Annotated in this window: 17 protein-coding genes, 1 pseudogene and 1 other annotated feature; of the genes and pseudogenes, 17 read left to right on the top strand and 1 reads right to left on the bottom strand. The window is 45.4% G+C overall.

Annotated elements, in window-relative coordinates:
• The first annotated feature begins 610 nt into the window (after positions 1-610).
• From DMI82_RS20465 to DMI82_RS10510, 13 genes and pseudogenes are all read left to right on the top strand, one after another.
• The gene (locus tag DMI82_RS20465) at positions 611-733 is read left to right on the top strand and encodes a hypothetical protein (protein ID WP_278308650.1); all 123 of its coding nucleotides are present in this window, start codon (positions 611-613) and stop codon (positions 731-733) included.
• A gap of 105 nt (positions 734-838) precedes the next feature.
• Positions 839-1,270, top strand: a pseudogene (locus tag DMI82_RS10565) (MerR family transcriptional regulator).
• On the top strand, positions 1,218-2,381 hold the full coding sequence (locus tag DMI82_RS10560) for an RNA-guided endonuclease InsQ/TnpB family protein (protein WP_110103266.1): 1,164 nt from the start codon (positions 1,218-1,220) through the stop codon (positions 2,379-2,381). Before DMI82_RS10565 ends, DMI82_RS10560 begins: the two are co-directional and overlap by 53 nt.
• 174 nt (positions 2,382-2,555) lie before the next feature.
• Positions 2,556-2,903: an anti-sigma factor family protein gene (locus DMI82_RS10555; protein ID WP_044962144.1), complete on the top strand. Its 348-nt coding sequence runs from the start codon at positions 2,556-2,558 to the stop codon at positions 2,901-2,903.
• A 2-nt stretch (positions 2,904-2,905) separates the two neighbouring features.
• Entirely contained in the window at positions 2,906-5,545 is a 2,640-nt protein-coding gene (gene polA / locus DMI82_RS10550; protein ID WP_110103265.1) for a DNA polymerase I, read from the top strand.
• Complete coding sequence (gene coaE, locus DMI82_RS10545) at positions 5,546-6,145, top strand: dephospho-CoA kinase (RefSeq protein WP_015525251.1); 600 nt, start codon at positions 5,546-5,548, stop codon at positions 6,143-6,145.
• On the top strand, positions 6,132-6,929 hold the full coding sequence (locus DMI82_RS10540) for an MBL fold metallo-hydrolase (protein ID WP_015525250.1): 798 nt from the start codon (positions 6,132-6,134) through the stop codon (positions 6,927-6,929). The genes coaE and DMI82_RS10540 overlap by 14 nt, the downstream gene beginning before the upstream one ends.
• 13 nt (positions 6,930-6,942) lie before the next feature.
• Entirely contained in the window at positions 6,943-7,215 is a 273-nt protein-coding gene (locus tag DMI82_RS10535; RefSeq protein ID WP_015525249.1) for an ACT domain-containing protein, read from the top strand.
• A 70-nt stretch (positions 7,216-7,285) separates the two neighbouring features.
• Positions 7,286-8,650 carry a PFL family protein gene (locus tag DMI82_RS10530; RefSeq protein WP_015525248.1) on the top strand — a complete coding sequence of 455 codons (1,365 nt, stop codon included), beginning with the start codon at positions 7,286-7,288 and terminating at the stop codon, positions 8,648-8,650.
• A gap of 58 nt (positions 8,651-8,708) precedes the next feature.
• Positions 8,709-8,959 (top strand) — a binding site (T-box leader).
• A gap of 132 nt (positions 8,960-9,091) precedes the next feature.
• A complete protein-coding gene (locus DMI82_RS10525; protein WP_021652537.1) occupies positions 9,092-10,120 on the top strand; it encodes an ABC transporter substrate-binding protein in 1,029 nt (342 codons plus the stop codon).
• A gap of 72 nt (positions 10,121-10,192) precedes the next feature.
• Positions 10,193-11,104, top strand: a complete 912-nt coding sequence (locus DMI82_RS10520; RefSeq protein ID WP_110103268.1) for an ABC transporter permease — start codon at positions 10,193-10,195, stop codon at positions 11,102-11,104.
• Positions 11,105-11,107: 3 nt separating this feature from the next.
• Entirely contained in the window at positions 11,108-11,896 is a 789-nt protein-coding gene (locus DMI82_RS10515) for an ABC transporter ATP-binding protein (protein ID WP_015525247.1), read from the top strand.
• Positions 11,897-12,114: 218 nt separating this feature from the next.
• The gene (locus DMI82_RS10510; protein WP_110103264.1) at positions 12,115-13,275 is read left to right on the top strand and encodes a pyridoxal phosphate-dependent aminotransferase; all 1,161 of its coding nucleotides are present in this window, start codon (positions 12,115-12,117) and stop codon (positions 13,273-13,275) included.
• Positions 13,276-13,350: 75 nt separating this feature from the next.
• Here the strand turns inward: DMI82_RS10510 and DMI82_RS10505 are convergent, their stop codons facing one another.
• Positions 13,351-14,625, bottom strand: coding sequence for a tRNA(Met) cytidine acetate ligase (locus DMI82_RS10505; RefSeq protein WP_110103263.1), 1,275 nt, complete (start codon positions 14,623-14,625; stop codon positions 13,351-13,353).
• Between the two features lie 399 nt (positions 14,626-15,024).
• Here DMI82_RS10505 and pta point away from each other — a divergent pair, with 399 nt between their 5' ends.
• From pta to rpmF, 4 genes are all read left to right on the top strand, one after another.
• Positions 15,025-16,032: a phosphate acetyltransferase gene (pta, locus tag DMI82_RS10500; RefSeq protein WP_015525244.1), complete on the top strand. Its 1,008-nt coding sequence runs from the start codon at positions 15,025-15,027 to the stop codon at positions 16,030-16,032.
• 27 nt (positions 16,033-16,059) lie between these two features.
• Entirely contained in the window at positions 16,060-17,250 is a 1,191-nt protein-coding gene (locus DMI82_RS10495) for an acetate/propionate family kinase (RefSeq protein ID WP_021652542.1), read from the top strand.
• 251 nt (positions 17,251-17,501) lie between these two features.
• Complete coding sequence (locus tag DMI82_RS10490; RefSeq protein ID WP_110103262.1) at positions 17,502-18,029, top strand: YceD family protein; 528 nt, start codon at positions 17,502-17,504, stop codon at positions 18,027-18,029.
• A gap of 3 nt (positions 18,030-18,032) precedes the next feature.
• Positions 18,033-18,215 carry a 50S ribosomal protein L32 gene (gene rpmF, locus DMI82_RS10485; protein ID WP_015525241.1) on the top strand — a complete coding sequence of 61 codons (183 nt, stop codon included), beginning with the start codon at positions 18,033-18,035 and terminating at the stop codon, positions 18,213-18,215.
• Positions 18,216-18,240 lie beyond the last annotated feature (25 nt).

The following is an 18,240-nucleotide window of genomic DNA, read 5'->3' as shown; positions in this document are numbered from 1 at the left end:
GCTGATGCGTACCTGGCTCAGACAGATGGGGCTTACTCTGCGGCTTGTGGCCGCAGAGTACCTTCCCGTCAGAAGCCCCAGGCGCCAAGTATGACCAGCGGCTTACTCCGACGCACCGGGTCCCGACCATGCAGCCGTCCCGCTGGCAGTCTGTCCGTTCTGTTTTTTGGGGGGTGTGAGGGCGTGGTGGTCTGACGGGAGTGGGTGAGCCATCAGCGCTGCGCTGGATGGCTGCAGGGAGTGGGTGAGCCATCAGCGCTGCGCTGGATGGCTGCAGGGGCTGAGTTTCCTTGTGGTTTGCCGGGAGGTGGTGGGGCATCGGCGCTGCGCTGGATGCGTTGTGGGGTGAGTGTGGAATCGGCGTTGTGAGGTGGGGTGTGGAATCGACGCTGTGGTGGATGAAGTGGGATGAGGTTTTGGCGGTTTTTGTCGAAGGGTTTTTGTTGACTTTTGTTGGTGGGGTGGTTATACTGAAAGTACATATCTGGGAACATTCTGGGCCGTTCGGCTATCTGATCCCCATATGGTTGGTTGTATAAATATGGCGGGGAGGAGCCGGTTGGTTGTGTGAGGTTTTTTCTTTTGCCATCATAGTGAAAGGAGGAGGCTTATGCAGAGGAAGCGGCTTGAGGATATGAATCTTCTGGATGATTTTTTGTTTAACGCGGTGATGACGTTTCCTGGTATTGGTGAGAGGAAGCAGGTTGCTGCTGCAGGTGGTGCTGGGGCGTGAGATCGGGAGGCTATTAATAGTTAAATATAAATTATAAAATCATATAAGTACATGTTGAGTTTTATAAGATATTAGAGTGGAATATTATTGAAAGGAGTTGATGCTTTGAGTAAATATTATTCTATACATGAATTTTCAAAAATTATAGGCGTATCCGCCCAGACATTACGAAATTGGGATGCCAATGGAAAACTTCATCCGCATCATACTACAGTAAGCGGCTATAGATATTATTCTGACGAGTAACTCAACCAGGTAATAAATGTAAAGCCTAAAAATCGCATTACAATTGGATATTGTCGCGTTTCCAGCCATAAACAGAAAGATGATCTGGAACGACAGATTGATAATACTGAAAAATCCGAACAGCAGGAACTTGTTGAAGATCTGGTTCAGATAATCACAGTATTCAGTTGCAAATTACAAGGAAAACGAGCGAATAAAGCTAAGAAACTTATCCGGGAACTGATACAGGAGGAAGTAGATGGTAAAAGCCATAAAAGCAATGTTGATACCAAACAATGTACAGAAAACTAAGATGTTTCAGTACGCAGGTGCTTCAAGATTTGCTTATAACTGGGCTTTGGCAAGGGAAAAAGAAAACTATGAAAAAGGCGGAAAATTCATTTCAGATGCAGAACTCAGAAAAGAATTTACAAAGCTTAGACATTCTGATGAATACGCATGGTTATTGAGTATTTCAAATAATGTAACCAAACAGGTAATCAAAGATGCCTGCACTGCTTATAAGAACTTTTTCAAAGGTTTGCAGAAATTCCCAAGATTCAAGTCAAAAAAGAGGTCAATGCCGAAGTTCTATCAGGATAATATTAAGATACAATTCAGCAATACTCATGTTAAGTTTGAAGGATTTTCTTCGAGCAGGAAAAGAAATAAACAAAAACTAAATTGGGTAAGACTTGCAGAGCATGGTCGTATTCCTACAGATGCTAAATACATGAATCCGAGAATATCTTTTGATGGGTTGAACTGGTGGATCAGCGTATGTGTGGAATTTCCTGATTGCATAGAAAAACTTAATGATGATGGAATTGGTATAGATCTAGGAATCAAAGATCTGGCTATTTGCTCTGATGGAGCTAAGTATAAGAACATCAATAAAAGTCAGAAAGTAAAGAAACTAGAAAAACAGAAACGCAGATTACAGCGTAGTATCTCTCGTTCTTACGAGAAAAATAAGAAAGGAGAAAGTTACTGCAAAACAAATAATGTAATCAAAAAGGAAAAACTTTTATTAAAACGAAATCACAGATTAACAAATATCCGTAAGAACTATTTGAATCAGACTACATCTGAAATTGTAAGTCGAAAACCAAGATTTATTTGTATTGAAGATTTGAATGTTAGTGGAATGATGAAAAATAGATATTTATCAAAAGCAGTTCAGAATCAGGGGTTTTTTGAGTTTAGAAAGCAGCTTGAACACAAGTGCAGGGATAAAGGGATTCAGCTTATTGTGGCAGATTGGTTTTATCCATCATCAAAGCTTTGCAGTTGCTGTGGAAACATTAAAAAAGACTTGAAATTATCTGACAGAATTTATAAATGTGATTGTGGAAATGTCATTGATAGAGATTTTCAGGCATCTATAAATCTCAAGGCTTATGGAGAAAGAGTTGCAAGCTAACACTAAAACGTTAGTGCAAATATGTACGGGTACGTTAATCCGGAATTTACGCTTATGGAGAGTACAAGAACTTGTGAGTAGATAGATATTTATATCATCAAAAGCATACTCGTTGAAGTAGGAATGAAACATAGAAGTTTATAACTTTTTATAAGTTTTCAGTAACGGGAAAATATGAACTGTCGTATTGCAGAGGGAATGGTTAATAAATATATCGATCATACGTTGCCGTTGAATGATCTGGAGGATTTTCTGGAGCATATTGAGAAGTGTTCCTCCTGCTACGATGAGCTTGCCACATATTTCATTGTACATAAGGCTATGCAGCAGCTGGATGAGAAACAGGAAGATACTGTTCTGGATTTTAAGGAGCTTCTGGAAGAGGATATCCGAAAATCCAGAAGGTATATCCGAAAAAAGAAATTTCACAGAGCGATCGCTGCAGTGGCAGTCTGCGTTCTGATCGCGGCACTGGTGGTCTTTCTTGTTTTTGTGATCCTGGAACTGAAGGAGGGAATTTGATTTTGAGTGAAAAAATATTACTGATCGATGGTCACAGCATCCTGAACCGTGCGTTTTATGGTCTGCCGGATCTTACCAATGCAGAAGGACGTCATACAGGAGCGGTATATGGATTTCTGAATATTATGTTCAGGATCATGGAGGAAGAGAAGCCGGAGTATCTTACCGTTGCATTTGATCTGAGTGCACCTACGTTCCGGCATAAGAGATATGAAGCCTATAAAGGTACCCGAAAACCCATGCCGGAGGAGCTTCGGGAACAGGTTCCGCTGATCAAGGAGATGCTTTCTGCCATGGGAATCAACATCATGTCCCTGGAAGGCTATGAAGCAGATGATCTTCTTGGTACGGTCGCCAGAAGAAGTGAAGCAAAGGGTATGGATGTTACCATTCTTTCCGGAGACAGGGATCTTCTTCAGCTTGCCACAGATAAGGTGCTGATCCGGCTTCCGAAGACTGTCCGGGGAAAGACAACCATTGAAAACTACCATACAGCGGAAGTTCTTGAGAAATATCAGGTAACGCCGCCGCAGATCATAGAGCTGAAAGCGCTGATGGGCGACAGCTCTGATAATATTCCGGGAATCCCGGGCGTTGGAGAGAAAACCGCGACCAAGATGGTCGTGCAGTTCGGTTCCATTGAGAATGCTTATGAGCATCTGGAAGAGGTAAAGCCTAATAAGGCGAAAGAATCTCTCCGCGAGCATTATGATCTGGCACAGCTTTCCAAAGAGCTTGCAACCATCAACACAGATAGTCCGCTGGAATTTTCCTACGAAAAAGCGAAAGTGGAAAATCCCTATACTCCGGAGGCATATGAATTGTGTAAACGCCTGGAATTTAAGAACATGCTGAACCGTTTTGATCTGGCTACGACAGCAGATTCCTCCATGGAACTGGAATTTTTTACCTGTAATGATCTTTCCGGTGTAGAGGCACTGTTTGAAAAAGCAGCGCAGAAAGATCAGGTGGGTATTTCTGTTCTTGCAGATCCGGATCAGGTGTATACCGTGGGATTGGTCCTGGATGAAAAAGAAATCTATCAGATTCCGGTAGGAGGACTTCTCACAGGGGATTACCTTTGCGGAAAACTGAAAACTCTGGCGGACAGTACGGTGCTCTGTGCTATGGATATTAAATCAGTTCTCAAACATGTTTCCCTTGATGATCCGAAGAAGGTTTTTGATGCGGGGGTTGCTGCATATCTTCTGAACCCGCTGAAATCTTCCTATTCCTATGATGACATCGCCAGAGAATATCTGGATGGTATGATGCTCCCCTCAAAGGAAGACCTTCTTGGAAAGACTTCTCTGAAAAAGGCCTGGGAAGAGGAACAGGAATGCCTTGGAAATTATGCCTGCTATCAGGCGTTTGTGCCCTGCATGGCCCGAAAGGTTCTTCTTGAAAAACTGGATGAAACAGGCATGCGTAAGGTTTATGATGAGATCGAGCTTCCTCTTGTCTTTACCCTGGATTCCATGGAAAAATGGGGGATTTCCGTTAAGGGTGAAGAGCTTAAGAGCTATGGTGAAAAACTTAAAGTCCGTATCCAGGAGCTGGAAAAAACCATCTGGCAGGAAGCAGGGGAGGAGTTTAATATCAATTCCCCGAAACAGCTGGGTGTGATCCTTTTTGAAAAGCTGGGACTTCCAGGTGGAAAGAAGACCAAGACTGGCTATTCCACAGCGGCGGATATCCTGGATAAGCTGGCGCCGGATCATGCCATCGTAAAAGATATCCTGGAGTACCGCCAGCTGACCAAGCTGAAATCCACTTATGCAGATGGTCTCGGAAATGTGATCGGAGAAGATGGAAGGATCCACTCTACTTTCAATCAGACGATCACAGCAACCGGTCGTATCAGCAGTACAGATCCGAATCTTCAGAACATACCGGTCCGCATGGAGCTGGGCAGGCTGATCCGTAAGGTTTTTGTGCCGGAGGAGGGATTTGTATTTCTGGATGCCGATTATTCCCAGATCGAGCTTCGTGTGCTGGCACATATGTCCGGTGATGAAAAACTGATCCAGGCTTATCGTGAGGCGGAGGATATCCACCGGCTCACCGCATCCCAGGTGTTTCATGTGCCGCTGGATGAAGTGACATCTCTTCAGCGAAGAAATGCCAAGGCGGTAAATTTCGGAATCGTTTATGGGATCAGTTCCTTTGGACTGAGCCAGGATCTAAGTATTACCAGAAAAGAGGCAGCTGCCTATATTGAGAAATATTTCGAGACCTATCCGAAGATCAAGGGCTTTCTGGACGGTCTGGTAAAGGATGGCAAGGAACACGGTTATGTAACAACTATGTTCGGCAGACGAAGGCCCGTGCCGGAGCTGAGATCCAGTAATTTCATGCAGCGCTCCTTCGGAGAACGTGTAGCCATGAACTCTCCAATCCAGGGTACTGCAGCAGATATCATCAAAATAGCCATGAATCATGTTTATGAACGAATGAAAAAAGAGGGACTGCGTTCAAGACTGGTGCTGCAGGTTCATGATGAGCTTCTGATCGAGACAAAGAAAGAAGAGATCGAGGAAGTTTCCCGTATTCTGGAAGAAGAGATGAAGGGAGCGGCAGACCTTGCAGTGGAACTTGACGTAGATATGCACCAGGGTGACAGCTGGTATGAGGCGAAATAAATGAGAGTGATCGGAGTAACCGGCGGAGTAGGGGCCGGAAAAAGTACAGTACTTGGAATCCTGGAAGAAGATTTCCAGGCATATGTGATCCAGGCAGACCAGCTTGGTCACATTCTGATGGAACCGGGGGAAGAATGTTACGATGCGGTGATCGCATTGTTTGGAAAAGAAATCATAAAAAAAGATAAAACTATTGACCGGAGACGGATTTCTGATGTAGTATTCACAGATAAGGATATGCTTTTGAAATTAAACGGGATCATCCATCCGGCTGTAAAGCAGAGAATCCTGGATCTTCTTGGAGAACAGAAGGAAGCCGGAAGAGAAATCTGTGTTGTGGAAGCTGCTCTTTTTCTGGAAGAGAATTATCAGGAATTCTGTGATGAAGTCTGGTATGTGTATACAGAGGAGGAAATCCGGATCCGTCGTCTGATGGAAAGCCGCGGCTATTCCAGAGAGAAATCTCTTGGCATTATCCGAAACCAGGTATCTGACCAGGTTTTCAGAGAACATACGGATTATGTGATCGAGAATAATGGAGATCTGAAGGGTACCCGGAGACAGATCAGAGAAGGGATAGAGAGAAATGAGACTTTGTAGTATTGCCAGCGGAAGCAGCGGCAACTGTATTTATGTGGGATCTGAGGAGGCACATGTTCTGGTAGATGTGGGAATCAGCGGGAAGAGTATCGAAAAAGGCCTGAATTCCCTGGATCTTACAGGGAAAGATGTGGACGGCATCCTGATCACACATGAACATTCCGACCATATCAAGGGACTGGGAGTGATCTCCAGAAAATACGGAATTCCCATCTATACCACAGGTGGAACCGCAGATGCCATGCTTCGTATGAAATCCCTTGGAAAAATGCCGGAGGGACTGATCCACGAGATCCGGGAGGATGAGCCTTTTGGGATCAAGGACCTGACGGTAAATCCTTTTACCATTCCCCATGATGCTGCACAGCCGGTGGGTTACCGCCTGGAATGCGGAGAGCATTCTGTGGGCATTGCCACAGACCTTGGAAAATATAATGATTACATTGTAAAAAATCTGGAGAATCTGGATGCGGTGCTTTTGGAAGCAAATCATGACATCCGCATGCTTCAGGTTGGAAAATACCCTTATTATCTCAAACAGAGGATTCTGGGAGACCGTGGGCATCTCTCCAATGAGAATGCAGGACGTCTGCTCTGTCGGATCCTCCATGATAATCTGAAGGCGGTTTTTCTTGGCCATTTAAGCAGAGAAAACAACTATGAAGAACTTGCCTACGAGACTGTGTGCTCGGAGGTGACACTTGGTGACAACCCGTACCGTTCCAGGGATTTTAAGATCCAGGTAGCGAAGAGGGATCACATATCAGAAATAATCACAGTGTAGAAAGGAAAAAACGATGAAGAAGACAATTATCACAGTAGTAGGAAATGACACAGTAGGAATTATTGCAAAGGTTTGTACATATCTTGCAGAGAATCAGGTTAATATTCTGGATATTTCTCAGACCATCGTTCAGGGTTACTTCAACATGATGATGATCGCAGACACAGCAAAATGTGAAAAGGATGGCGGTGAACTTGCAAAAGAGCTTGAAAATCTGGGCAAGGAGATCGGTGTTGTGATCCACTGCCAGCATGAAGATATTTTTAACATGATGCATCGAGTATGATCAAGCAGCGAATGCGGATTGCCAATGCATATGATATCTACTTTACATCAATCATCAGGGAGAAAATAAAATGATCAATATTTTTGAGGTAAACGAGACAAATAAAATGATCGAGCAGGAGAATCTGGATGTGCGTACCATCACCATGGGGATCAGCCTTCTGGACTGTATCGATCCTGACCTGGATGCACTGAATCAGAAAATATACGAAAAGATCACCACAAAGGCCAGAAATCTGGTAGCTACCGGTGATGAGATCGCAACCGAGTACGGTATCCCGGTTGTAAATAAACGAATTTCCGTAACACCCATTGCTCTGGTTGGCGGGGCTGCATGTAAGAAACCGGAGGATTTTGTGACCATCGCAAGAACGCTGGATAAATGTGCCAAGGAAGTTGGCGTTAACTTTATCGGCGGATATTCTGCACTGGTAAGCAAAGGAATGACTCCGGCAGAGGAACTTCTTATCCGCTCCATTCCTCAGGCAATGGCAGAAACAGAGCGCGTCTGCAGTTCTGTAAACGTTGGTTCCACCAAGACCGGTATCAACATGGATGCCGTAAAGCTGATGGGCGAGATCATCCTCGCAACAGCAGAGGCTACTAAGGACCAGGATTCTCTTGGATGTGCCAAGCTGGTAGTATTCTGTAACGCACCGGATGATAACCCGTTTATGGCAGGCGCGTTCCACGGTGTCACAGAGGCGGACTGCATCATCAACGTAGGTGTCAGTGGCCCTGGCGTTGTAAAGAAAGCTCTGGAGCAGGTTCGTGGCGAGGACTTCGGAACTCTTTGCGAGATGATCAAACGTACCGCATTCAAGGTTACACGAGTTGGACAGCTGGTTGCACGTGAGGCATCCAAGCGTCTTGACGTGCCGTTTGGTATTGTGGATCTTTCTCTTGCACCGACACCGGCTATCGGTGATTCCGTAGCTGAGATCCTGGAAGAGATCGGCCTTGAGAGAGCCGGTGCACCTGGAACAACTGCAGCGCTTGCACTTCTCAACGACCAGGTGAAGAAAGGCGGCGTTATGGCAGCAGCTGCTGTGGGCGGATTAAGTGGTGCTTTTATTCCTGTCAGCGAGGATCAGGGAATGATCGATGCGGTAAACGAGGGAGCGCTTACTCTGGAGAAGCTGGAAGCCATGACCTGTGTATGCTCTGTTGGTCTGGACATGATCGCAGTTCCGGGAGATACCAAGGCGACTACACTGGCAGGTATCATTGCAGATGAGTCTGCCATCGGTATGGTAAATCAGAAGACAACTGCAGTACGTCTCATCCCGGTTATCGGTAAGGGTGTGGGCGAAACGGTTGAGTTCGGAGGTCTTCTTGGCTATGCTCCGATCATGCCTGTAAATTCCTTCTCCTGTGATGCATTTGTACAGAGAGGTGGAAGGATCCCGGCACCGATCCACAGCTTTAAGAATTAATTTTATTTTTGGGCTTGACAGACTCACGTTGATGTGCTAAAGTAAACACAACTTAAAAAACAAACCAGTGAGAAAGAGAAGTAAACATTTCAGGAAGCTTCACAGAGAGCGGTGATGGTGGAAATCCGCAGGGGACCAGATGTTGAATGGACTTTCGAGGGCGGCCCGAACTATTTGTCTGTACAGTAGGCGCCGACGGGAACCGAACCCGTTACCAATGAGGAGTGTATGTTAGTACACCGGAAAGTGGACGATTCGTCAATTTGAGTGGTACCGCGATAATAAAGAACTTTTATTACCGTCTCAAGCATGATATAAGCTTGGGACGGTTTTTGTGTTACAGGAAAAGCGATTCTGTTGCATGAAAGTTGTTCCGGAAAAGCAGACCGCAAGGTGTACAAAAGGTAATCATAAGCGGAAATAAGAAGGGAGAACAAAACCATGAAAAAAAGAATGTTAGTGATCGCAGCAGCAGTAGCAGCAACAACTATGATGATGACAAGCCCGGTTATGGCGGAGGATTTTAAAGTGGGCATCTGCAATTATGTAGATGATGCTTCCCTGAACCAGATCGTAGACAACATCCAGTCCCGTCTGGAGGAGCTTGGCAAAGAAAAGGGTGTCACATTTGATGTGTCTTATGATAACTGTAATGCAGATGCCAGTGTTATGGAACAGATCATTTCAGATTTTCAGGCGGATAAGGTTGACCTGATGGTTGGTGTGGCTACACCGGTGGCAATGCGTATGCAGTCCGCTACAGAGGGAAGCGATACACCGGTTGTTTTCTCCGCAGTATCTGATCCGGTTGGCTCCGGTCTTGTAGATTCTCTGGATGCTCCTGGTGCAAATATCACAGGAACCAGCGATTACCTGGATACTTCTTCTATCATGAAGCTGATCCAGGCACAGAATCCGGATGTAAAGAAGATCGGTCTTCTCTATGATGTCGGACAGGATTCCTCCACAACAGCGATCCAGGAAGCAAAAGATTATCTGGATAAAGAGGGAATCGAATATGTAGAGCGTACCGGAACCACTACCGATGAAGTCCAGCTCGCAGCAGATGCACTGATCGCTGACGGTGTGGATGCCGTATTTACACCTACGGACAACACCATCATGACAGCAGAGCTTTCTATTTATGAAAAATTCATCGACGCAGGAATCCCGCACTACACAGGTGCCGACTCCTTTGCATTAAATGGTGCCTTTGTAGGATATGGTGTTGATTATGCAAATCTGGGACAGAAAACAGCCGATATGATCGCTGACATCCTGATAGATAATGCGGATCCGTCTAAGACAGCTGTTGAAACCTTTGACAATGGTACTGCAACAGTTAATACAGAAACCTGCAAGGCACTTGGACTTGATTTCGATACCGTAAAGAAGGCATTTGAGCCTCTCTGCACACAGGTAAATGAGATCACAACTGCAGAAAGCTTTGATGAAGTAGAATCAAAATAAATTAACCGCTCACTTTTGTGAGCAGTTATGAAATAAATCCAATTGGAGGAAATCACTGTGACGATTGCAACTATGCTCTCCCTCGGGGAGACTGCCCTGAAGCTTGGACTGATCTGTTCTCTGACAGTTCTTGCTTTGTTCCTTAGTTATTCCATGCTGAATGTCTGCGACCTTTCTACAGATGGCTGCTTTACCTTCGGGGCCGCTGTAGGAGCCGTAGTTGCTGTAAGCGGACATCCGTTTCTGTCCATTGCGGCAGCCATGGCAGCAGGTGTTACATCAGGATTTGTAACGGCTATCCTGCAGACGAAGCTGGGGGTAGACAGCCTGCTTGCAGGTATTATTGTAAATACTGCATTATATTCCGTAAATATCGCGGTCATGGGAGGGTCATCCCTGATCAATATGAATCGGACGACCACAGTATTTACCATGATGAAGGATGCGCTTGCAGGTACAGCGTTAAAAGGTAGGGAAGATATCCTCATTGCAGCTATCGCAGTGATCCTCGTGATCGTATTTCTGGTATTCTTTCTGAAAACAAGACTTGGTCTTGCGATCCGGGCAACCGGAAATAATTCCGATATGGTAAAATCTTCCTCCATCAATCCGGTCTTTACAACGGTGATCGGCCTTTGCGTGGCAAATGCATTTACCGCACTTTCCGGATGCCTTCTGTCTCAGTCACAGAAATCCGTAGATATCAACATCGGTCAGGGTATGGTCACCATCGCACTGGCATCCTTGCTGATCGGAGGTACCCTTCTCGGACATGGAGGAATTTTTGTGAGAGCGGTGGGAATGGTGCTTGGTTCCTTTATCTTCCGCCTTGTGTATACCATCGCACTTCGGTTCAATATGCCGGCATTTATGCTGAAGCTGGTATCCTCTGTGATCGTTGTTCTTGCAATTTCCGGTCCGTATCTTAAGAAACAGTGGCCGCAGATCCGAAGAAGAATGACTCATGCAAAAGGGGGAAGATGATCTATGTTAAAAATCAGCCATATTTCAAAAACATTTAATCCGGGAACCGTAAACGAAAAAAAGGCAATCACAGATCTTTCCCTGGAACTGAAAAAAGGCGACTTTGCTACGATCATCGGTTCCAATGGTGCAGGAAAATCAACACTTTTTAATGCAATCTGCGGTGATTTTCTTACAGATGCCGGTTCGATCGAGCTGGATGGCAGGGATATCACATTTATGCCGCAGCATGCACGCGCAAAAGAGATCGGACGTCTTTATCAGGATCCGATGCGTGGTACTGCACCGGGAATGACGATCGAAGAGAATCTTGCACTTGCAGCCGGCAAGGGTGGGTGGCTTTCCCGCACGACCCGGCAGGAAAAAGAACGTTTCCGGGAAGAACTGAAGAAGCTGGACATTGGACTGGAAGAGCGGATGAGTCATCCGGTAGGTCTCCTTTCCGGTGGACAGAGACAGGCGCTGACGCTTTTGATGGCAACCATGAATCCGCCGAAATTACTTCTTCTGGACGAGCATACTGCAGCCCTTGATCCGGGAACTGCTGAGAAAGTCCTTAATCTCACCAGACGGATCGTGGAAGAAAATCAGCTGACCTGTCTGATGATCACACACAATATGCAGTCAGCAATTGATCTTGGTAACCGTATCCTGATGATGGACTCCGGCAATATCGTGCTGGATATCGGAGGGGAAGAGAAGAAGGATATGACCGTGGATGGCCTTCTTGAGAAATTTAAAACGGGAGTGGGCAAGGCTTTGGATAATGACCGTATTCTTTTGTCTGAATAAACGGAATAAATAATGAAGAACCGTTACCGATCATGTGTAAAGTGGAAAATGAATAGCTGCTTTACACAGGTGATGGTTCTTTTTTTATGAAAATTCTTGAGTATGTCACGTTACCGTGATAAAATAAATGAAATCACTTTGTGATTTCATTTATGAGCAAGTAGCGAAGCGGATTGCGAATATCCGTTTGATTTTATTATGGAAGAGGGACGAATGATATGCAGTTTTCAAAAAGATTGGACCGATTTGGAGATGAAATTTTTGCTGCTCTGAACAACCGACGTATGGAGCTGGAAGCACAGGGCATGAAGATCTATAACATGAGTGTGGGAACTCCGGATTTCAAGACTCCGGAATATATCAAGAAAGCTGTAGCGGAAGCAGCTATGGATGACAACAACTGGAAATACAGTCTCCGTGATCTGCCGGAGCTTCTGGATGCAGTCTGTATTTATTATAAGAAACGTTTTGATGTGGAACTGACACCGGACATGGTAATGACTGTTTATGGAAGCCAGGAAGGAATGGGGCATCTTGGCATGGCGCTTTGTGATGAGGGAGATACAGTACTTCTTCCGGATCCGTGCTATCCCGTATTTGCAGCAGGAAGTCTGATGGCAGGAGCAGTTCCTTACTATTATCCGCTGGTTGCAGAGCATGATTTCCTTCCCTATGTAAAGGGAATTCCGGAAGAAATAGCGAATAAGGCTAAATATATGGTAGTATCCCTGCCGTCCAACCCGGTAGGAAGCATTGCCACTCCGGGACTTTACGAAGAAATCGTGGAATTTGCGAAAAAATATGATATTCTGATCATTCATGATAATGCGTACAGCGATATTATTTTTGACGGGGCATTTGGAGGAAGTTTTTTGGCCACTCCGGGAGCGAAAGATATTGGAGTGGAATTTTTCAGTCTTTCCAAATCCTTCAATGTTACAGGCGCAAGACTTAGCTTTCTGGTAGGCCGGTCGGATGTGATCGCAGCGCTCCGCAAATTGAGAAGCCAGATCGACTTCGGCATGTTCCTGCCGTTTCAGAAAGCAGCTATTGCAGCACTTCAGGGACCGCTGGACAGCGTAAAAGAACAGTGTCAGAAGTACCAGGAGAGAAGAGATGCTCTCTGCCAGGGACTTCGTGATATCGGATGGGAACTTCCAAATGGAAAAGGCACCATGTTTGTCTGGGCGAAGATCCCGGGTGGCCGCACCGACAGCATGGCATTCTGTATGGAACTGATGGAAAAGGCCGGCGTCATCGTGACTCCGGGAGCAAGCTTTGGTCCCCATGGAGAGGGCTACGTACGTTTCGCCCTGGTACTTCCGCCGGAGAAGATCCGGGAAGCAGTGGAAGCGATCCGAAAAAGCGGATTAAACTGAATAACTGAAAGTTGTTCAAAATCCGATCTCAAGCCATGAAAAGATTACTTATCAGCGTTCAAGCTGCTGTGGATCTTAAATGATCCGCAGCGGCTTTTTCATCTCGTGGATGAAAGGTTGACCTGTTTTGTGGCAGAGAAGCATTTCGTAAAGATTGGAAGCCGCACAGGTTTCATTAAAAAGTCGAAGCGCAGTTTCATCGAGGATCGCAGATGCATCGGCGGCTTTGGTGATCAGCGGGATCGAGGAGTTTTTCTTGATCTGGCTGAGAAGCGGAGCGCTGTTTTTTTGAAAGCCAAGTACCCGGGCATAGGGAATGTGTCCGGGTGCTTTTGTTTTTTGGTCAAGAAAGATCCGGACAAGGCTGCGGCAGATAGCAGAACGGGTAATATCCCGTGTTTTCAAAAGATCCGCAAACTGGGAAAAACCTTCATATTGATTTCGGGATTTCAGGATACGCCGGATCAGTGCATCCGAAAGCTCCGGATACATTTTTAAAGTTTCTTCGGATTCCAGAAGCAGTTTGTAATGCAGAGGAAGATCCAGTGCTGAGTCAGAAAGCCATGCTCCTTTTTTGAGAGAATCCAGGAATCCGGGAAGGGAAGCAGAAGGGATCAACCGGGAAAGATCAGCAGACTGCACAGTTCCTTCGGATTTTTTCATAAGGCTCCGGATGCCGGAAGCAGAGGGAAATTCTTCATCGGAAAGAAGAGAAAAATCCGTATCATGATAACCACTTCCCTTTCTTAAAAGTGCATGAGGAAGGATACGGCTGCTAAGACGGAGAAGCGCTTTGCAGTATTCGACTCCCAGGATGTTATTGGGAGAAGAAAGAATGAGTTCAATATGTTCTGATGAAACGCCGAATGTGTTATGCACGGAAGTGGCTTTTTCTCGCATGTAACGGATCAAAGCACTGCTTCTTGCAGCAGGAAAACTCATTCCGGTACGAAGATTCTGCTGAAGGAGTTTGCGGTATTCAAACGGTTCCTTTACAAGAATCTGTGCAATATTCATAAGAGTCTCTGTATCTCCGCATTCACTTCCGAAACATAGCTCATCTACAACACCAAGCCCGTCAAGAAGGCTTACGCCACCTGCGGCAAATCCTTCCGCACTGGCCGTTGCTGTCTGTACCGGCATTTCCAGGATCAGATCGGCGCCTCCGAGAAGAGCCATCTCAGCCCGGAGATGTTTTTCCATAAGGGCAGGAGCCCCTCTTTGGACAAAATCCCCGCTCATGGCGACCACAATATAATCAGCACCAAGGATCTCCCGGGCATAGCGGATCTGGTATTCGTGACCTTTGTGAAATGGGTTATATTCTGCAATGATTCCAACAACTTTCATATAAAAAAGTACCTGCCGTTTCTGAAAATTATAATGGTGCTATTTTAACATAAGCAATGTAAAAAGTTAAGCGGCATTCGAAATCTGTTTTGCTGCCATAAACCCGAATGCTGCTGTCCGCTCTGGGCCCGGCAACACCCTTTGGGAGATACAGAAATCACGCAAATTTATGATCATGCGCCGAAATCCTCGGGCCATCTGTGATCTTTATCCACAAAAAACACATCGCAGAACATTGTCGGTAAACAGTAACAATTGCACTTCAAAAAATACGCAGTATAGCCATTTTCTGACAATGAAACGCTTGAAAAGAAAAGGGTAAGGGGGTATAATAAACATAGTGTAGTGCCCGAACAGACACTAGCGTTTTTGTTACATCAAGAAAGGAGCCATTTAATCATGGGATTTGTTGAACTGCTTAAAAAAAGAGCAAAAGAAAGCGTAAAAACAATTGTACTGCCAGAGACAGAGGATATGAGAACTCTTGAGGCAACTGACAAGATTCTGAAAGAGGGAGTTGCAAAGATCATCCTCATCGGTAATGAGGAAGAGATCAACAAGAAAGCTGCAGAGGGCGGCTTTGATATTTCCGGTGCACAGATCGTAGATCCGGAGAAATCTGACAGAACTCAGGCATATATTGATAAATTTGTAGAGCTGAGAGCGAAGAAGGGAATGACACCTGAGAAAGCGAAAGAGATCCTTCATACTCAGTACCCATACTATGGCGTAATGATGGTTAAGATGGGGGATGCAGACGGTATGGTATCCGGTGCATGCCATTCTACAGCAGATACACTTCGTCCATGCCTTCAGATCCTGAAGACAAAACCGGGAACCAAGCTTGTATCCGCATTCTTCCTGATCGTTGTTCCGGATTGCGAGTATGGTGCAAACGGTGCATTCGTATTTGCTGATTCCGGTCTGAACCAGAACCCGACTCCGGATGAGCTTTCTGCGATCGCAGCATCTTCTGCTGAGTCCTTTAAGCTTCTTGTTCAGGAGGAGCCGATCGTAGCTATGCTTTCCCACTCCACTAAGGGAAGTGCAAAGCATCCTGACGTAGATAAAGTCGTAGAGGCTACAAGAATTGCCAAAGAGGAGCATCCGGAGCTTAAACTTGACGGAGAGTTCCAGCTTGATGCAGCTATCGTTCCAAGCGTAGGCGCATCCAAAGCACCGGGAAGCGAAGTAGCAGGTAAAGCTAACGTACTGGTATTCCCTGACCTTGATGCAGGTAACATCGGATACAAGCTTGCTCAGCGTCTTGGTAAAGCAGAAGCATACGGACCTGTTACACAGGGTATCGCAAAACCTGTAAACGACCTGTCTCGCGGATGCTCTGCAGATGATATCGTAGGTGTTGTAGCGATCACAGCAGTACAGTGCCAGGCAGAGGATAAATAATTATTAAAAGATCAGGAGAGTTAAATCATGAACGTATTAGTTATCAACTGTGGAAGTTCTTCATTAAAATATCAGTTAATCGATTCTGAGACAGAGAATGTACTTGCCAAGGGTCTCTGCGAGAGAATCGGTATTGACGGAAGACTGGTATATCAGAAAGCCGGATGTGACAAAGAGATCACAGAGGCAGCTATGCCAACACATAAAGAAGCAATCCAGATGGTACTGGATGCTCTTACAAACGATAAAACAGGTGCAATCGGAAGCCTTAAAGAGGTTAATGCGATTGGACATCGTGTCGTACACGGAGGCGAGAAATTTGCTTCTTCTGCAGTGATCACAGACGAGATGATCAAAGCAGTAGAAGAGTGCAATGACCTTGCACCGCTCCACAACCCGGCTAACCTCATTGGTATCCGTGTATGTGCAGAGCTTATGCCAGGCGTACCACAGGTAGGCGTATTTGATACCGCTTTCCATCAGACAATGCCTGCTAAAGCATATCTCTATGGACTTCCGCTTGACTTCTACAAGAAATATAAAGTAAGAAGATACGGTTTCCACGGAACATCCCACAGCTTCGTATCCAAGAGAGCTGTTGATTTCCTTGGCCTTGACAAAGACAACTCCAAAGTTATCGTCTGCCACCTTGGAAACGGATCTTCCATCAGCGCAGTTGTAAATGGCAAATGTGTAGATACAACAATGGGTCTTACACCACTTGAAGGTGTTGTTATGGGAACTCGTTCCGGTAACATCGATCCGGCTATCATGGAGTTCATTGCTAAGAAAGAGAACCTGGACATTGAGGGCGTTATGAATGTACTCAACAAGAAATCTGGTCTTCTCGGACTTTCCGGCGGACTTTCCAGCGACTTCCGTGACCTCAACGAGGCAGCTGAAGGCGGAAACGAGGATGCAGCTAATGCCATCGACGTTCTCTGCTATAGCATCGCTAAATTCGTAGGCGGATATGTTGCAGCAATGAATGGTGTTGACGCGATCGTCTTCACAGCAGGTATCGGTGAGAATGCGATCCCGGTACGTGAGAAGGTTGTCAGCTATCTCGGATACCTTGGCGTAACACTTGACAAAGATGCTAACGGACATCGTGGCGAGGAAATCGTGATCTCCACACCGGACTCCAAGGTTAAGGTTGCAGTTATCCCGACAAACGAGGAGCTTGCAATCTGCCGTGAGACTGTAGCACTGGTATAATCAGCTGTTTCAGTACCGGTACAGAACCGTTCGGGCATGATCGGTAATCAGGCAGAATTATATATTACTGTGGATCAGCAGTATACATTCGGGGGGCGGACAATTAAAGGTCCACCCCCGTAATTTACCCCGAATTTCTGATTAAGCCAACAGTAACAAAAAATTAAAAAAATGTAATATTTTCCCGAAAATAACGTTGACAAATCACAAGACCATATGTATAATGGATTGAGTGTGGATAGGAGAGACTTATGCAGATTCATTTATTAGACATTTCTTCCTGTGATGGCAAGACGATCCAGGAATCAGTTGTTCCTGAACTGGAGAAGATTGATTTTCAGATGGGAAGTTTTCCGGTACTTGCGAAGGAACCGGTAGAGCTTACGATCACCAATACTGGTGATAAGGTTCTTGAGCTTACAGGAACCGGTAAGATTACAGTGGGCATTCCCTGTGACCGCTGTCTTGAGACAGTAGTCGTCGAGATACCGCTGGAATTTAAGAAGAAGCTTGATATGAAGCTTTCTGATGAAGAGCGTGTCAATGATCTGGATGAAAGCAGCTATCTCACAGGTATGAACCTGGATGTGGACCGGTTGGTCTATCTTGAGGTATTGATATGCTGGCCTTTAAAGGTCTTATGTAAAGAAGACTGTAAAGGTATCTGCAGCCGCTGCGGGAAGAACCTAAACGAAGGTCCCTGCGGATGCAAGGAGGAGCCTAAGGATCCCCGCATGGCAGCTATCAGTGATATATTCAGTAAATTTAAGGAGGTGTAACCTATGTCCATTTGTCCTAAGAACAAATCTTCCAAAGCTAGACGTGACAAGAGAAGAGCGAACTGGAAAATGAGCGCTATGAACCTTGTTAAATGTAGCAAATGTGGAGCACTTATGATGCCACACAGAGTTTGCAAAGCTTGCGGAAGCTACAATAAGAAGGAAATCATCAAAGTTGAGGACTAATTTTAATTAGACAGTCAATATATGA

It is taken from the genome of Blautia sp. BCRC 81119, assembly GCF_003184505.1.
Lineage (GTDB): Bacteria > Bacillota > Clostridia > Lachnospirales > Lachnospiraceae > Blautia_A > Blautia_A fusiformis.
The sequence above is the reverse complement of the archived record's forward strand: the minus strand, read 5'-3'. Positions and strand labels throughout refer to the sequence as shown.

Bases quoted from the DNA above. Each gene is read 5' to 3' on its own strand.
- DMI82_RS10505 (WP_110103263.1), bottom strand. From the start codon at position 14,625: ATGAAAGTTGTTGGAATCATTGCAGAATATAACCCATTTCACAAAGGT.
- DMI82_RS10535 (WP_015525249.1), top strand. From the start codon at position 6,943: ATGAAGAAGACAATTATCACAGTAGTAGGAAATGACACAGTAGGAATT.
- DMI82_RS10520 (WP_110103268.1), top strand. From the start codon at position 10,193: ATGCTCTCCCTCGGGGAGACTGCCCTGAAGCTTGGACTGATCTGTTCT.
- DMI82_RS10540 (WP_015525250.1), top strand. From the start codon at position 6,132: ATGAGACTTTGTAGTATTGCCAGCGGAAGCAGCGGCAACTGTATTTAT.
- DMI82_RS10525 (WP_021652537.1), top strand. From the start codon at position 9,092: ATGAAAAAAAGAATGTTAGTGATCGCAGCAGCAGTAGCAGCAACAACT.
- coaE (WP_015525251.1), top strand. From the start codon at position 5,546: ATGAGAGTGATCGGAGTAACCGGCGGAGTAGGGGCCGGAAAAAGTACA.
- DMI82_RS10495 (WP_021652542.1), top strand. From the start codon at position 16,060: ATGAACGTATTAGTTATCAACTGTGGAAGTTCTTCATTAAAATATCAG.
- rpmF (WP_015525241.1), top strand. From the start codon at position 18,033: ATGTCCATTTGTCCTAAGAACAAATCTTCCAAAGCTAGACGTGACAAG.
- DMI82_RS10560 (WP_110103266.1), top strand. From the start codon at position 1,218: ATGGTAAAAGCCATAAAAGCAATGTTGATACCAAACAATGTACAGAAA.
- DMI82_RS20465 (WP_278308650.1), top strand. From the start codon at position 611: ATGCAGAGGAAGCGGCTTGAGGATATGAATCTTCTGGATGATTTTTTG.
- DMI82_RS10515 (WP_015525247.1), top strand. From the start codon at position 11,108: ATGTTAAAAATCAGCCATATTTCAAAAACATTTAATCCGGGAACCGTA.
- DMI82_RS10510 (WP_110103264.1), top strand. From the start codon at position 12,115: ATGCAGTTTTCAAAAAGATTGGACCGATTTGGAGATGAAATTTTTGCT.
- pta (WP_015525244.1), top strand. From the start codon at position 15,025: ATGGGATTTGTTGAACTGCTTAAAAAAAGAGCAAAAGAAAGCGTAAAA.
- DMI82_RS10490 (WP_110103262.1), top strand. From the start codon at position 17,502: ATGCAGATTCATTTATTAGACATTTCTTCCTGTGATGGCAAGACGATC.
- DMI82_RS10530 (WP_015525248.1), top strand. From the start codon at position 7,286: ATGATCAATATTTTTGAGGTAAACGAGACAAATAAAATGATCGAGCAG.
- DMI82_RS10555 (WP_044962144.1), top strand. From the start codon at position 2,556: ATGAACTGTCGTATTGCAGAGGGAATGGTTAATAAATATATCGATCAT.